The 14,966-nt window shown below is 37.7% G+C and carries 14 protein-coding genes and 1 pseudogene; 5 read left to right on the forward strand and 10 right to left on the reverse strand.

The genetic code is table 11. From position 1 onward, the window contains the following. Nucleotides 1-3: 3 nt before the first annotated feature. Together HNP81_RS20770 and HNP81_RS20775 are read right to left on the reverse strand one after the other, a co-directional pair. A complete protein-coding gene (locus tag HNP81_RS20770) occupies nucleotides 4-624 on the reverse strand; it encodes a nucleotidyltransferase family protein (protein ID WP_182503875.1) in 621 nt (206 codons plus the stop codon). Beyond that, nucleotides 621-1,616 (reverse strand): XdhC family protein, encoded by a 996-nt coding sequence (locus tag HNP81_RS20775; RefSeq protein ID WP_182503876.1) that lies wholly within the window; start codon nucleotides 1,614-1,616, stop codon nucleotides 621-623. Before HNP81_RS20775 ends, HNP81_RS20770 begins: the two co-directional genes overlap by 4 nt. Before the next feature lie 192 nt (nucleotides 1,617-1,808). On the opposite strand from HNP81_RS20775, the gene HNP81_RS20780 reads away from it, so the two are divergent. Continuing rightward, nucleotides 1,809-3,350, forward strand: a complete 1,542-nt coding sequence (locus HNP81_RS20780; RefSeq protein ID WP_182503877.1) for a multicopper oxidase family protein — start codon at nucleotides 1,809-1,811, stop codon at nucleotides 3,348-3,350. Here the strand turns inward: HNP81_RS20780 and HNP81_RS20785 are convergent. After that, entirely contained in the window at nucleotides 3,347-4,363 is a 1,017-nt protein-coding gene (locus tag HNP81_RS20785) for an FUSC family protein (RefSeq protein ID WP_182503878.1), read from the reverse strand. The genes HNP81_RS20780 and HNP81_RS20785 overlap by 4 nt on opposite strands. Nucleotides 4,364-4,485: 122 nt before the next feature. Here HNP81_RS20785 and HNP81_RS20790 point away from each other — a divergent pair, with 122 nt between their 5' ends. Continuing rightward, the gene (locus tag HNP81_RS20790; RefSeq protein WP_182503879.1) at nucleotides 4,486-5,004 is read left to right on the forward strand and encodes a MogA/MoaB family molybdenum cofactor biosynthesis protein; all 519 of its coding nucleotides are present in this window, start codon (nucleotides 4,486-4,488) and stop codon (nucleotides 5,002-5,004) included. Between the two features lie 207 nt (nucleotides 5,005-5,211). Further along, a pseudogene (gene modB / locus HNP81_RS20795) lies at nucleotides 5,212-5,881 on the forward strand (molybdate ABC transporter permease subunit). 204 nt (nucleotides 5,882-6,085) lie between these two features. Here modB and moaC read toward each other — a convergent pair. The 6 genes from moaC to HNP81_RS20825 all read right to left on the reverse strand — a co-directional run bounded on the left by moaC (nucleotide 6,086) and on the right by HNP81_RS20825 (nucleotide 10,875). Further along, nucleotides 6,086-6,586, reverse strand: coding sequence for a cyclic pyranopterin monophosphate synthase MoaC (moaC, locus tag HNP81_RS20800; protein ID WP_182503880.1), 501 nt, complete (start codon nucleotides 6,584-6,586; stop codon nucleotides 6,086-6,088). Nucleotides 6,587-6,624: 38 nt separating this feature from the next. After that, nucleotides 6,625-7,641 carry a GTP 3',8-cyclase MoaA gene (moaA, locus tag HNP81_RS20805; protein ID WP_182503881.1) on the reverse strand — a complete coding sequence of 339 codons (1,017 nt, stop codon included), beginning with the start codon at nucleotides 7,639-7,641 and terminating at the stop codon, nucleotides 6,625-6,627. Nucleotides 7,642-7,668: 27 nt separating this feature from the next. Beyond that, the gene (moaD, locus tag HNP81_RS20810) at nucleotides 7,669-7,902 is read right to left on the reverse strand and encodes a molybdopterin converting factor subunit 1 (RefSeq protein ID WP_182503882.1); all 234 of its coding nucleotides are present in this window, start codon (nucleotides 7,900-7,902) and stop codon (nucleotides 7,669-7,671) included. A gap of 11 nt (nucleotides 7,903-7,913) precedes the next feature. Then, nucleotides 7,914-8,342 (reverse strand): molybdenum cofactor biosynthesis protein MoaE, encoded by a 429-nt coding sequence (locus HNP81_RS20815; protein ID WP_182503883.1) that lies wholly within the window; start codon nucleotides 8,340-8,342, stop codon nucleotides 7,914-7,916. Nucleotides 8,343-8,397: 55 nt separating this feature from the next. Further along, nucleotides 8,398-9,657, reverse strand: a complete 1,260-nt coding sequence (locus tag HNP81_RS20820; protein WP_312859715.1) for a molybdopterin molybdotransferase MoeA — start codon at nucleotides 9,655-9,657, stop codon at nucleotides 8,398-8,400. Between the two features lie 198 nt (nucleotides 9,658-9,855). Continuing rightward, nucleotides 9,856-10,875, reverse strand: a complete 1,020-nt coding sequence (locus HNP81_RS20825) for a ThiF family adenylyltransferase (protein WP_182503884.1) — start codon at nucleotides 10,873-10,875, stop codon at nucleotides 9,856-9,858. Nucleotides 10,876-11,215: 340 nt separating this feature from the next. Here HNP81_RS20825 and HNP81_RS20830 point away from each other — a divergent pair, with 340 nt between their 5' ends. Next, nucleotides 11,216-11,785, forward strand: a complete 570-nt coding sequence (locus HNP81_RS20830) for a PepSY domain-containing protein (protein ID WP_182503885.1) — start codon at nucleotides 11,216-11,218, stop codon at nucleotides 11,783-11,785. Nucleotides 11,786-13,050: 1,265 nt separating this feature from the next. Next, complete coding sequence (locus tag HNP81_RS20835; RefSeq protein WP_182503886.1) at nucleotides 13,051-13,890, forward strand: immunoglobulin-like domain-containing protein; 840 nt, start codon at nucleotides 13,051-13,053, stop codon at nucleotides 13,888-13,890. Nucleotides 13,891-14,461: 571 nt separating this feature from the next. On the opposite strand, the gene HNP81_RS20840 is transcribed toward HNP81_RS20835, so the two are convergent. Beyond that, a complete protein-coding gene (locus HNP81_RS20840) occupies nucleotides 14,462-14,656 on the reverse strand; it encodes a hypothetical protein (protein WP_182503887.1) in 195 nt (64 codons plus the stop codon). Nucleotides 14,657-14,966: the final 310 nt, after the last annotated feature.

Here is a 14,966-nt window from a genome sequence, read left to right on the forward strand (position 1 = left end):
TATCTAACTTTTCTCCATCTGCTGTTTCAAAAGTTGGTATTCTTCTTCTGTGTCAATATCCCAAAAATGAAGATCACTTTTTATTTCAAGTTTTTTTCCTTGTTCTTTTATTTCCTCACGGATAATAGTTCGAGCTCCTTGATCACCTGTTAATTCACATAACATTGGAAAGAGACTCTTTGCAAAAAGTACTGGTGGCTTTACTATTCCTTCATGTGTGAAAGAAATATAAGAAACAATTTGTGAGATTTTAAATTCATCAATTAAGCGATTTATCATCTGGCTCGTTACAAAGGGCTGATCTGCTAGTAAGACAACCACGCCAGCAGCACCCAGTTCAGCCGCCACCCTTACCCCTGCTTTAAGTGAAGCACTTTGGCCTTGATTAGCTTTTAAGCATTCCAAATAACTCCAACCCTTGATTTTCGAAAAAGGAGCCAACCATTTAAGGGAATCTCCCTTTCGAGTAATAGCAATTGTGTAATCTAATTTCGACTCAAGCGCCGCCCTGAAAGCCATACTTCCTATGAATTGATTACCAACTGGTAAGTTAAGCTTAGCTCTGCCCATTCTGCTACTTTTACCTGCCGCTAGATAAATTCCCACTAAACCAGAATGATTCATACATACTCCACTCTTTTACGAACCGGTTTTCTCCATACTTCAATCATTTCAGCTAAAACACTAATTGCAATCTCAAATGGACCTTTAGCCCCAATCGGCAAGCCAATAGGCGAATGAATCCAATCTGGAAGGTTTTCACACTTAAGAAGCCGTTTTGTTCTTTCTTTTGGTCCTAAAATACCTAAGTACCTTATCTTTTTATCTATTAATGACAAAAGAATTTGTTGGTCCCGTTGAAAGTGATGCGACATAATAACAACAAAGGCATCAGAAGAAATCGAGATAGTTTTCATAAGTTCAGTTGGAAAGCCAACAAAAAGCTGATCCGCATCTGGAAAATTCCTTTTCTGACAGAACTCTTCCCGCCAATCACACACAGTTACAGAAAAACCAGCTTCTGCGGCTAGAGAAATGAGCGGTTTAGCATCAGGACCTGCACCGAACACAATTAAATGTGGTTTCGGCTGATAAGTATGTTGAAAAATTGGCTGATCTGCCATAACTCCGCTTTTTACATCAAAATTTATTTCAGGTATTTGACCTGACCACTTACCAAATGCCTTATCTTTACTTGGGATAAAGAGATACTCCCCTACTTCTGAATACTTTTTCAACAAGACTACTTTTTGATTGGAATTTAGCAATTGCTTTACTAATATGAAATCTTTTTGAACTTTTCCATTGACTGGCTCAAGCAATATATCAATTGTTCCATTACAGCCAGCCCCTTGGCCCCACGCTAAATCTGTTTCTTCGCTCATATCGTACTGAAGCAAAATAGCTTTTTGTTTTTTCAACACTTCTTGTGCTTGAATCGCTAAATCTGTTTCTAAGCAACCAGCACTTAACATGCCTATTTGAGTTCCGTCTTCAAAAATAAGCATCTGAGAACCTTCTTTTTTATAGGCCGATCCTGCAACACGAATAACGGTCGCCAATGCTTTATTCCTTGTATCGCCAATCATTTCTAATACTCGGTAAATATCTTCCATATAATTCCCCCATCTCATACAAAACTCCTATGGCGTTAAAACTCCACCATTTCCTTTGAAGGGTCCAGCCTGTACATACAAAAAGGTTCTAACCTATTTATATTCACGATTACCCTATTCCTAGAATGAATAGTTTTTTTCTTAACATGATCATATACATATAAAAAAAGACCTTGTAAAGGGAGGAAAAGCATGAAATTAAGAAAATTTGTAGATCCTCTGCCAATTCCGCCTGTATTAAAGCCGTCTAGGCGATCAGAGAATTATACGTATTATGAAGTGTCCATGAAGGAATCAAAGCAAGCTATTCATCGTGACATGCCGGAAACGACCATTTGGGGTTATGAAGGCATGTATCCAGGGCCAACGATTGAAGTCGTCCAAGGCGAAAAGGTATATGTTAAGTGGATAAATGATTTACCGGTTCACCATCTTTTTCCGATTGATCACACCGTACATGGAGCTGAAAAAGAAATTCCTAATGTAAGAACAGTTGTCCACCTTCACGGCGGTCGAACAGAGCCGGATAGTGACGGTTATCCCGATGCATGGTTCTCAAAAGGATTCGACGAATTCGGTTCATTTTTTCAAAAAAGGGTTTATGAATATGATAATCAGCAAAGCTCTCGTGCACTTTGGTATCATGATCATGCGATCGGGTTAACACGATTAAATATTTATGCCGGTTTGGCAGGACTTTATTTAATCCGTGATTGGCATGAGGGATCGTTAAACCTTCCAAGTGGCAAATATGAGGTTCCTTTATTACTTCAGGATCGTTCATTTAAGGAAGATGGATCTTTAGCCTATCCAGAGCATCCTAAGGACAATGTTTCTGGGATATCCCCTTCAATAATCCCTTCTTTTTTTGGTGATTCAATAGTTGTAAATGGGAAAGTTTGGCCGTATCTTGAAGTGGAGCCACGTAAGTATCGATTTCGTTTATTAAATGCAGCGAACGCACGCTTCTTTCACTTAACATTGGATTCAGGTCAGTTATTTTACCAAATTGGCACGGATAGTGGCTTCCTTGAACATTCAATTGGGGTGAAATCATTGTTGCTTGCACCCGCAGAACGCTTAGATGTGATCATTGATTTTTCAAATCTTATCGGTAAAATGATTACACTAAAAAATGATGCCCCCACTCATTTTCCAATTGGAGATCCTGTTGATCCAGATACAACAGGGATTATTATGCAATTTCAAGTTACAAAACCGCTTTCCAATATCGATACAAGCGTTATACCTTCCTTTATGGGTCCTATTAATTGGCTAGCTGAACATACTGCAAGAAATGATAGATATCTACAATTAAGTGAGGAGAAGGACCAGTACGGGAGACCCTTATTCCTTCTTGATCAAAAAAAATGGGATGATCCTATTACTGAAAATCCACATGTTGGTTCGACTGAGATTTGGAATTTTATTAATACGGACGAGGATGACCACCCCATCCACATCCATCTTGTTCAATTTCAATTGCTTGACCGACGCTCTTTCGATGTGAATCATTTTAAGCAAACAAAGCAAATCAAATACACGAGTCGCCCTTTTCCACCTCATCCCGGGGAACGAGGCTGGAAAGATACAATTCGTTGTCCACCTGGTCAGATTACCCGTGTTATCATTCCATTTTTCCCTTACACAGGTCAATATGTGTGGCATTGCCATATGCTCGAGCATGAAGATTATGAAATGATGCGGCCCTACCGCGTCCTTCCACCGAGTTAACCTTTGTTGCTAGGCAGCTGACCCAGTTTTTTCAATAAGCTTCTCGTTTCATAAAATAAAGAAATATGAAATTGCTGTTCTTCAAGATCAGCAGGAATAACAACCTTCAATGTTTCACCCTTTAGCCGAAATACTAAAGGAATTTCTTTTGTCTGAAATAAAGAAGTTACTGCTTTGATCTGGTCAGCCCATATAGATTGCTGAACTGGAGTTATTGTCCCAGCTTCAGACCAAGCTGTTAGTATCGCTACTATATTTGAGAGATAAGAATAACTTTGAGAAAGGTAATATATCCTTTGTTGGAAACTTTGCAGATCTTTCTTACTTCTTTTCGCGAATGGATTAAATGAAAGGCTATCTGTTGCAACTTTTATTAAATTCTTAGTTTGATGAAGCTCTTCGAGTATTCGATTTGTCTCTATTTGTATGGCATAGCCAATGTGTTTCTCAAGTCCAGACTCGGCCCACTCTGATACTTTAGTAAAGGTTGCTGTTAAATGAGCAACGAAATGATCGATACTTTTTGAAACCTGTTCTGTGTAATTCGGTGGGTATATGAGCATATGTAAAATAACAGCAACAAGCGCACCAATCAACGTATCACGGAAACGATCCATTGGATAATTACCAGATTTATGCCCTAAAACGAAGACGAGCAGCACCGTTAGCGCGACTTGATGGATAGTCGTTTCATCAGTTTTTAACCATTTAGCGACAAAACATGCGATAAGAATGAGTGCTCCAATTGTCCAGCCATTTACTTTTAAGTGTGGAGCAAAAAGGACGACAATTGAAATGCCAATAATCGTCCCGACCATTCGATGATAGGAAAAGCGAATGGACCGTTTAATCGTCGTTTGTAAACAAAGAATGACTGAAATAGGTGCCAAATAAGGATGATGTGATCCAGCTAATTTAGCAATCTCCCAAGACAGGGCGGAAGCAAGAGCCATTTTCAAAATAAGAAGTGCCTTGTTTTCCATTTGTTTTTTTAATTGTTCGTTATTTTTCATTAGAAATATGACCCCATTTTTCACCAAAGTAGATGATTTGTAATTAAGGATACCCATTCATCCAGTTCTTTATTTTTTTATCTTGGCATATATAAACACTGTAAGAGGATAAGGAGGGTGCCATGTCAAACGAACATAAACAAGAAGCGCAAGATATTATCAACTGTAAAATTATAACAGTCAGTGATTCCAGAACAATTGATACGGATTACAGCGGCCAGTTAATGAAAGAAATGCTTTTAAAATACGACCATAATGTGACAGCTTATGAACTTGTTTCGGATGAAAAAGCGGAAATCATACAGGCGTTTCATTCCGGATGCAATGATCATAAGGTAGATGTAATTTTACTAAACGGTGGAACGGGACTTGCTAAAAGAGATGTAACGATTGAAAGTATTCAACCTTTATTAGATAAAGAAATGATCGGATTTGGTGAGATTTTCCGTATTATTAGCTATCTGGAAGATATCGGTTCTGCCGCTATCCTTTCACGGGCAATTGCCGGTGTCTCAAGCAATACAGCTATTTTTTGCACCCCTGGATCAATAGGTGCAGTTAAACTGGCAATGGTAAAGTTAATTCTTCCAGAACTCAGGCATGTGGTCCGTGAAATTAGAAAAGATTTATACACTTTCTAAAATGCTGATCAATTGAACATTTACCTAAAGCTAGTTTACATACTTTCTTTCATAATGGTTCCACTATTTACCAGCGTGTGTACCGAGAAACAAAATCAAGTCGAACTGACCATTTCGGCGGCGGCCAGTTTAAAAGATAGTATGGTAATTATTAAGAAAGATTTCGAAAAAGAAAACCGAGGCATATCTCTTTGAGAGTGGAAGTTTATGGACCAGAATTATTTTTTTCCCATTCAATTATCGTTAATCGTTTCATTTTCAGCAGCTCTTGCTGTTTTTTTCAGTGGAGTATTAGTAGGTAAGTTGTTCACTATAAAATCATTTAAAGGAAAGATCATCCTTGAAACAATTCTAATGCTACCACTCGTTTTACCACCTTCAGTAATTGGTTATTCATTAATTTTAATCTTTGGAGCAAACTCAGCTATTGGCCAAGTTTTTGAAACTCGGAACAGGAAGTACCATCCTGTTCACCCCCTGCTGCAATAATAGCTGCAAGCGTCGTCGCGTTTCCACTCATGTTTCAATCAGCCAAAGCAGGGTTCACAATAGTTAATAAAGATATCGAAAATGCCGCAAAAGTAGATGGGGCTTCTAATTGGATCGTTTTCACGAAAATTTCAATTCCTTTGTAGTAAATCCCTTGTTGCTGGCGGCGTTTTGAGCTTTACCAGTGCACTCGGTGAATTTGGGGCAACACTTATGTTCGCCGGCAATCTTCCCGGTAAAACGCAAACAATTCCCTACCGCGATTTATATTGCCGTAGAGTCCGGCGATACCAAACTTGCTGCCAGCTATGTTTTGGTTAGCATCACATTAGCTTTTATTTTACTTAGACTACTTCAAATACTTAACAAACGAAATGATTCATACTAGTGCCTATCTAATACAAAACGCTTAGCAATAATTAGCTAAGCGTTTTTTGACTGAAGGGACGATCCTTCGCAGGTAATTAATTTTGCCAAACTACTAAGCATAAAATCTAATTTTATCGAGAAAGTATCCAAAATCCTATTTTTGCAAAAATGATCATTATGGTAAGGCAAGTGTAGCGGCTTCATGGTAAAAAATATTTGTCCGTTATACAGGTTTTGTAAATTCATTTCTACTATAATCACCACTCTCACCGCCTGTCTTACTAACTAAAAATGTCGGTCCAATGATGATCCCTTTGTGAATAGATTTACACATATCATATACCGTTAAGGCACAAACGGAAGCTGCGGTGAGCACCTCCATTTCAACACCCGTGCTCCCCTTCGTTTTTGCAGAACATTTAATATTTAATCGGTAAGCATCTTCCACCCTTTCCCAGTGAAAAACTATATCGATGCTAGTTAAAGCAATCGGGTGGCACATCGGGATGATTTGGCTCGTTTGCTTCGCTGCCATAATTCCTGCAACTTGGGCTACGGCAAGAACGTCTCCTTTCTCCATTGAGCCATTCGCAATTTTATTGTGTATTTCATTTGTTAATAATAGACTGGATTGGGCAATGGCTGTTCGACTCGTCTCATTTTTGTTGGTAATATCGACTATTTTAGCTCGACCCTGTTCATTGAAATGCGTAAATTCTATCATTCCACACTCCCTTTTTTCAAAAAGATCCATCATTGTATTCAGCCACCAATATATGACATCCCAATTTTCTTACGACTTATTGCCTGAAGATCGGTCCGTTCGTCTGAATAGCGATCTGTCCGGTTATTCCATACTTGCCAAATCGCATTAGACAGCTCGTTATTTGTCGCATTTTCTCGAAGAAGTTGCCGTAAATCATAACCGTTAGTGGCAAATAAACATGTATACAATTTTCCGTCCGATGATAAACGTGCACGTGTACAAGATGAGCAAAAAGATTTAGAGACAGACGGTATAAAACCGATTTCTGAATCACTATTTTCATAACGGTAACGCTCGGCCACTTCACCGAAATAATTAGCATCCACAGGAATTAATTGATATTGATTGAGCAATTCACTTAAAATTTCTTTTTTCGAAACTACTTTCTGAAAACTCCAGTCGTTATCATTGCCAACATCCATGAATTCAATAAACCGAAGCGTAATATGTTTTTCTTTAAAATAAGCGCTCATCGGAATAACTTCTTGTTCATTGACACCTCTTTGAACGACCATATTAACTTTTACTGAAAAGCCTAGACTTTTAACATACTCGATATTCTCAAGTATCAAACCTGGATTGATGCCACGCCCATTCATTTTGCTGAATATATCTTTGGACAATGCATCAAGGCTAATATTCAAGCGCCGCAGACCCGCCTCATAAAGAGCTTTTCCGTATTTATTCAAAAGCAATCCATTCGTAGTCAAGCCAATATCCTTTAGCCCTTCTAATTTCCTGAGCATTTTGATGAATTCTGGCAAACCGTTACGAAGCAGTGGTTCACCACCAGTCAGACGAATTTTTTTTACACCCATTTGAACAAAGATTGAAGCAAGTCTTGTCATTTCTTCAAAAGTTAATAATTCACTTTTTGGCAAAAACACATACTTATCACCAAACACTTCTTTCGGCATGCAGTACGTGCAGCGAAAATTGCAGCGATCGGTTACTGATATGCGTAAATCGCGCAAAGGCCTGCTTAAGGTATCTGTAAGCGGTTGTTTCATCATATCAGTCCTTTACGATTCTCTTTCATTTTACCCACCACTTACCGGAGGAATAAAAGCGACAATATCGCCCGGATTTATTTCTTCTGTTTCTAATACATATTCTTCATTAACTGCGACTTGCCATGAATAGTCTGTAAATCCTGGATAAGTCTCATCCGCCCATTTGATAAGCTCCGCAACTGTTCCCTCTGACCATAAAATCGTTTCTTCTTTTTTTTGGGTCAACTCTTTGATTTGTGCAAAATAATAAAGTTGAATCATGGTACTCCACCTCACAACGGTTTATTCGATTGCTCACCCACCCATTTTTCACCATCTTCCCAAATTTCTTTTTTCCAAATGGGGACGTGTTTTTTTATTTGTTCAATTGCAAATTCATTAGCTTTATATGCTATTTGCCGGTGCGGTGAAGATACAGCTATGATTACTGCAGTTTCAGAAATTTGCAATCTACCGATTCGATGGGCAATTGCAATACGAGTTCCCGGCCACTTCCTTTGAATATCAGCTCCAATTTCGGCAAGTATTTTCTCAGCCATTGGTACATAAGCTTCATATTCTAAAAACAGCGTTCGCATTCCATTCGTCCACTCTCTAACAATACCGGAAAAGAGCGTTACTGCACCTACTTCTGCATGTGTTACGTATCGTAAATAACGATTAGGACTTAACACTTCTGAAGTAACTTCAAATGGGTTCATACTTTCCTCCGTCTAAAGATTTTTTTGGATGGACAATCCAGAAATGTAAAGCACCTTACTCATGTATGAACCAGTTTTCTCCCCCTTCATCCAAACCAAGTAACAAGACATCCACTATTTCTCCTTTCTTATATCCCTCTGTTCCACCTGGGAGAACTATGAACGAATTGCCTCGTGCAATCGAAGTAACAGAGTTCGATTTATTAAAACCTGCAGGATAAACTATTACGCCTGTTGGACTTGATTCGTAGATGGCCCGGATAAATTGCGTAAACGAATTTGCTTGTAAATCTTCCTGTAAAACGGCTTTATTATAAGGTAAATATGGCTTGTTTGAACCGATCATAGCCAAAAGCGCTGGTCGAACAAACAATTCAAAGCCGACAAAGCTGGAACTAGGATTTCCAGACAAGCCAAATAATAAACCATTATCCGTATGTGCAACAGTTGTCACACTACCTGGACGCATTTTTACTTTATTAAATAGAACTTCAGCCCCCATCCTTTCAAAAACAGCTGGTAAGTAATCAAAGTCTCCTACCGACACGCCCCCTGTTGTAATTACAGCATCGCAATCTTTTGCTGCTTGCTTAACTGATAAATAACAGGACTCTATATCATCATCTAATACACCTAGCCATCTAGGCTCGACACCAAGTCTTTTAAGCTGGGCGGTTACCATCGGACCATTAGAATTTCGAATTTTCCCTGGTTTAAGCGGTGTTGAAACATCCAGTAATTCAGAGCCAGTAACTAGCAAACCAACAACAGGTCGTTTCGCCACTTTCACATGCGTATAGCCAAACGTCGCCAAAACAGCAATAACGCCTGGAGTAATATGAGATCCTTTTTCAATAATGACATCACCTTTTTTTGCATCTTCTCCTTTTAAGGATACATTTTCAAGTTGAGTAAACGACTTGCGAATTGTAAATGAATCTTCACTACTAACTGTTTCCTCGAGCATAACCACCGCATCCGATTCTTTCGGTAGTTCAGCACCCGTCATAATACGAACTGCTTTATTTTTGCCAAGCAGTGCGGTCGATACATCACCTGCAGCAATGCGATCAATCACTGTAAAAGCTATTGGTGAATGACTGGCAGCTCCTGTTGTATCTACAGAACGAACCGCATAGCCGTCATAGATAGAACGGTTAAATGGCGGGACATCATGGATTGCCAATACAGGTTCTGCTAAAACACGCCCTGCCGCTTCAGATAGAGGAATAATTTCTATTTGAATTTTATCTACTTTTTTCATAATTTTTGAGATCGCTTCTTTTACCGTGATTGGATTCCTGTTTTCAATAATAGCTAATGACCCCCTCTCGAGAGAATAATGTGTAGATTCGATAAGAAACACTACTCCTTGTTAGAAAGTAGATTCCGTGCGAAATAATCATAAAAATTCACTCACTAGTCAGGTGAAGCAATGAAAGTTTCAAGTTTCAACTATTCTACTTATATTCGGACATGTATTACAAAATGCCCCCATAATAATGATATAGTTTCAACCGAATAATTGATGATACAAAGATTTTGCTTCGTTCACATCTTGAATTCCATGTACGTGTATACGACCATTGGCAAATATCATTACACGACTGCCCCCATATTCTATTTGAACGAAGTAAGGAGTTCGTTTTGACGGGAGTCTTTGTTTTTTTGCTATATTTTCACCATCATCAAGTGTGAGTGTTCGCCCTTTAGCTGGAATAATTTGTACTGAATCACGGCCACAAAATGAAGCATATTTTGTTTGAGCTGATCGTTGAAGCGCAGGGTACATACGTTTTTCCCCACATGAAGGGCAATCAGATCGCTTCATATTTTCTATTCCAAATTGATGCTGTTGATTAGTCCAGACATCAAGCCAAACCAGCTTTTTTTTCATATTATCTTTATCACCGCATAAATATTTGAACACTTCAGCACATTGAAAAGCAGCTGTCATATAAACCGCAGGAGCAATCACTCCAACCGTTGCACAGGTATCGTTAGTAGCTGGTAAAGCGGGCAATAAACAGCGAAAACAGGCAGATGAATCTGAATAAAAGGACTTCACAACACTCGTGCTTCCCACACACGCACCGTAAATCCACGGAATTTGATGCTTCAAACTGGCGTCATTAACGATCAGCCTTGTTTCAAAATTATCAGTTCCATCGACCATAATATCGCTTCGTTTGGCAAATTGTTCAATCAGTTCAGCATCTGCATGATCAAATACCGTTTTGACTTGAACATGCTGATTAACTTGATTAATTCGTCTTTTTGCGGCTTCTACTTTGGGTATCATCTCATTAGCATCTTGTTCGGTGTACAGCGTTTGACGATGTAAATTAGATATTTCAACATAATCTCGATCTACAAGAATTAATGTTCCAATACCAGCCCGAGCGAGAATATCTGCCGCCGCTGATCCGAGCGCGCCGCAGCCAATAATAGTTACGCAAGCTTCCTGAAGCCTTTGCTGGCCTTCTGTACCAAGCATTTGAAATCGCTTCTGCTGTATAAATCGATCATTCATTCCCAACACTCCCTACTTCGAATCCCTTTTTTCAGAATTAGCATGAAGTCTTAAAAACTTAATGAATTTTGAACTCTCCAGTTATTATCCTTTCGTCATTATGACCCCATTCCAGTTATTACAATTGGAAGCGAACCATACTACAAAATCACTATCTACATTTTTCTCTATAAAAAATAATCATTTCATGTTTATGAACAATTATTAAAAGTAGCAAAAAAACGACCACTGTATATTCTTATACTTTTCTAAGGAAATTTTAACCTTCTTTTTCTTTTTCTATAAATTCCATTAGTTATGATAAAAATAAAAATAAAAAAATCATGGAGGTCTTAAAACCATGCAATTCATAACAAAACTAATAACCGGTGCCATCATCATAGGTGGGATTGGAGCAAGCGCTTATGCGATGAAAAGTAATAAACCTACTACCATACAGACAAATGAAACTTCACCAAAAAGCGTAATATCACAAAAGATTACTGAACAAAAAGCAAATCAACTTGCACTGATAGAAACAAAAGGTGGGATTGTAACGAATACTCATTTAGACGAAGATAACGAGGTAAAAAAATACGAAGTGATTATCGTAAAACAAAATAAAAAATTTGAAATTGATATTGATGCCTTAACAGGAAAAGTTTTAGAAGTTGATCAAAACATTTTAGGAAAAAGCGATCTAAAGATTGAGGTAAATGAACTTCAAAACGTTTCGACAAATATATCTTTAGTAGATGCAAAACAAATAGCTTTAAATAAAGTAAGAGGGACGATTACTGAGTCTGAATTAGATTACTATAATAATCGAATAGTCTACAAATTCGAAATAAGCACTGCCGATCATCGTGAAACTGAAGTGATTATAGATGCAAATAGTGGACAAGTAGTTAAAGTGGAAGAATACAAATAAAGTGAAACTTCAAACAGGGCGGTTTTCTTCATCCCCCACTGTTTGTTAGTCCCGTTCTAGAGTCGCTAATATCTCCCGAGCAGCGTAGATAAATCGACTCTACGAACCCGAATCAATGAATCACAGACTAAGTGCGCCACGTCCTGCGGCAACGTCTGTGTGACCCACATCCTGTGGGCGCAAACTTTACCTCTGCTCACGCATCGGTAAATTTCACTGTATCTCACCAATCGAGCTTTTACTTCAAAAAGTGAGGCGACGATGTAGGAACGTCTCCTAAGATCGCTCACGTCCTGTGAGAAACAGAGACGCCATCACATCTTGTGATAGTCCGACAAGCATAAGATGGAATACGGTGTGGCGTAGTTTGCCACAGAGTATTACAGCTTATGCTTGTCGGGGCTAGGAGCCGCAACTAGATTAGGCAGTTGTCCCCCACCTATGCTTCTTCGAATTCCTCTAAGCCTTGAGTCGGGGCCTTATTGCCCGTTAATGCGGGATAACTAGTTTGCTCAAGGGTAATTCAAATGATAAGTAAACACAATTAATTATCATTTTGACTTAGTAAGTTGAATCTAATCAAAAGGTAATAAAATAAATGAAAATACATCCATTGAGTAGCAGGCAGAATCGAAAATTTTAAAGAATTTAGCAAGTTCAAAACCGTAAAAGAATTTAATAACACGATCGAAATGTTCTTAGCTGACCATAAAAAAGATTTTACTAATGGCGAATTAGTCGCGTTCAAACGCTTAGCCCGACGCTCTGTTAAATATGTTCGGGTTGCTAATGCAAAGATTGGTACTCTATTAAGAGCCATCAATGAAAAAATCAGTCATTAAAACAGGAATTAATACCTTAAAAAAAACTAATTTTAGACATTATTCCTCTTTTTAAAAACCGTAAAACACACCGCAACAAAGATAGATCTCAAAGAGTGCTCAATGTCTGTTTCATTTGCGGTTTTACTTTGTTAAATCCCTGTTTGTATATGGGTTCGGATATTACGTGGACATAGCCGAGGTCTTCTGGTACGCTAAAGTTGTCACCGGCCTAGAGAGAATATGGATGAAGTAACAGGTAGGTTTATGTAAAAATGAAGTGATTATTTTGAGGAATAAATTAGGAAATATAGATATATATGAAATGAGTAAAAAATACGAATGATGTAAGAATGATAGAATGATGTAAGAATGAAAGGATGCTGTTCGCTAATTTATTTGTAGTGTTTTTTAGTTTCGAAGGGTTCCGAAAGGGGGAAAAAAATGAAGAAAGCAATGCCTATATTTATGTGTATTTTATTATTAGTTGGGTGTGGATCGGGTGAAATAACCAATAGTAGTTCTGAAACACCGGAAGATGAACGAAATAAAGTAGCAATATTAAACGATGTTCCACAGCAATTAAAGGAAGTGGACCAAGATAAATTGGATACAGCTATTCAATATTGGAGTCAATCTTATTTAGATTTATTGGATTCAACCTTTTTTGAAAAGAAAAATCGTGAATCTTTTCAACTAACGTCTCATCTCCTCTATCGTCCTGGTGATCAGTTTGAAATTGATGCTGATTCTTTACCGCGAGATGGTAGATATGAAGTTAAATTTTTCAAATTTAAAGAAGCCGAAAAAAAATTCGAAACAATCCTAGAAGATACAGTTGATAGAAATAATACTGATTTCCTCATCGAAATCCCAGAACAAGAAAATATCACTTATTATCTTGAACAAATTGCATTAAATAGTAAAAATGAAGTTCTCAAGCAAGAATATCATCGTATTTTTGTTCCATACAATGAGGTAAATGCAAGAATCGATATTGATAAGACCTTGTATTCTTCTGGAGAAACCATGAAGATTACCTTAAAAAATTTGGGTACGGTTGAATTAGGAACTGGGTATGGAGTCCGGTTTGAGAAATGGGACGGCGAGCGCTGGAATCAATATGAATTTAAACAAATTGTAACGGCGCAGTTAATTATTTTAAGGACAGGACAATCTTTTTCCGAGGATGTTCAACTTAAAGAATTTGAAAAAGGAACCTATCGTGTTACTGAAGGGTTACCAGATGATCATAAAATTTCTGTAGCCTTTACATTGGATTAAATAGATTAGCATAGGGTGTCCCAAAAGTTATACTTTTGGGGCACCTTCTGTTTGTTCGTAATGGGGTAGCGTCAGGAAAAAGCCATATATAACTAGTTGTAAATGGCTTTTTTGAACTAGAACCTTGTTAGAAACATTCATTTGATAGATAACCTCTTACTATTTCCATTCGGAACCTAATTACTGGACGGATGTAATTAATCATTAATGAGTAAGAGATGGCTTAAACACCTTTAGAACTGTTTATAATTCCGTTAATAACGCCTTTTTACAGGTGATAAATATAATCCAGAAAATCACTGAAATACAACCACCCTATTAAATAAAGTTCACAACGCTTCGCTTTCGCAACCTCAATTTATAAGGAAGAACAAGTCCCTAAACACAACGTTCAGGATAAAGAGTGTACTACCGTCACACTCAAAGCGTTGGCACGCTTGAGGTTGACTAGAATACCGGTTATGTTAAATCATACTACTATGGTGTTCAATCCCTTTGTTGGCAATGGTAGAACGAGAATACTCTAAGGTTCCAAACTTCCGATCCCTACCTCATTTACCATAACAACACTCTAATCTACAAATGCAACAACCAAACCCAAAAATAGCATAATACCCAAAATAAATAACAACCAAAAAACAAATCCATTTATGTCTTTGAAATAGTGCCTAATCAAAAACAGCAGAGATATTCCAGCAATCTTAACAATAGAATTACTTATCCCGCCAAACAAATCAGATAACATTACAGTATCCATAGCACCCATTACTAAGCAACTCAAAGCAAAAAGGTATAAAAAACAAAGAATGTACGAAAATACACAAAATCATACATCCAGAAAAACCCCTGGATGTTTTAGGAACAAAAAAGGTAGGCAACATTTAGATACCCACCTCTTATATATTTAGTCTATTGATGACATTCATGAACTTGATTTTCGAACAATGATTTTCCTTTAAAATCTTGATATACGTAGTTAGTCATCAAGTCATACACTTTCGATTCCAAATCTTGAAGGTCGTCTCCTTCAAGGTTATTTTGGGGTTGAGGATGAAACCATTGAATTTCTTCATCAT

Source organism: Peribacillus huizhouensis (genome assembly GCF_014138605.1).
GTDB lineage: Bacteria > Bacillota > Bacilli > Bacillales > DSM-1321 > Peribacillus > Peribacillus huizhouensis.

Excerpts from the sequence above, each read along its gene's own strand:
- HNP81_RS20780 (WP_182503877.1), top strand. The coding sequence starts at position 1,809 with ATGAAATTAAGAAAATTTGTAGATCCTCTGCCAATTCCGCCTGTATTA.
- moaA (WP_182503881.1), bottom strand. The coding sequence starts at position 7,641 with ATGATGAAACAACCGCTTACAGATACCTTAAGCAGGCCTTTGCGCGAT.
- HNP81_RS20785 (WP_182503878.1), bottom strand. The coding sequence starts at position 4,363 with ATGAAAAATAACGAACAATTAAAAAAACAAATGGAAAACAAGGCACTT.
- HNP81_RS20770 (WP_182503875.1), bottom strand. The coding sequence starts at position 624 with ATGAATCATTCTGGTTTAGTGGGAATTTATCTAGCGGCAGGTAAAAGT.
- moaD (WP_182503882.1), bottom strand. The coding sequence starts at position 7,902 with ATGATTCAACTTTATTATTTTGCACAAATCAAAGAGTTGACCCAAAAA.
- moaC (WP_182503880.1), bottom strand. The coding sequence starts at position 6,586 with ATGATAGAATTTACGCATTTCAATGAACAGGGTCGAGCTAAAATAGTC.
- HNP81_RS20830 (WP_182503885.1), top strand. The coding sequence starts at position 11,216 with ATGCAATTCATAACAAAACTAATAACCGGTGCCATCATCATAGGTGGG.
- HNP81_RS20835 (WP_182503886.1), top strand. The coding sequence starts at position 13,051 with ATGAAGAAAGCAATGCCTATATTTATGTGTATTTTATTATTAGTTGGG.
- HNP81_RS20840 (WP_182503887.1), bottom strand. The coding sequence starts at position 14,656 with ATGGGTGCTATGGATACTGTAATGTTATCTGATTTGTTTGGCGGGATA.
- HNP81_RS20775 (WP_182503876.1), bottom strand. The coding sequence starts at position 1,616 with ATGGAAGATATTTACCGAGTATTAGAAATGATTGGCGATACAAGGAAT.
- HNP81_RS20815 (WP_182503883.1), bottom strand. The coding sequence starts at position 8,342 with ATGAACCCATTTGAAGTTACTTCAGAAGTGTTAAGTCCTAATCGTTAT.
- HNP81_RS20790 (WP_182503879.1), top strand. The coding sequence starts at position 4,486 with ATGTCAAACGAACATAAACAAGAAGCGCAAGATATTATCAACTGTAAA.
- HNP81_RS20825 (WP_182503884.1), bottom strand. The coding sequence starts at position 10,875 with ATGAATGATCGATTTATACAGCAGAAGCGATTTCAAATGCTTGGTACA.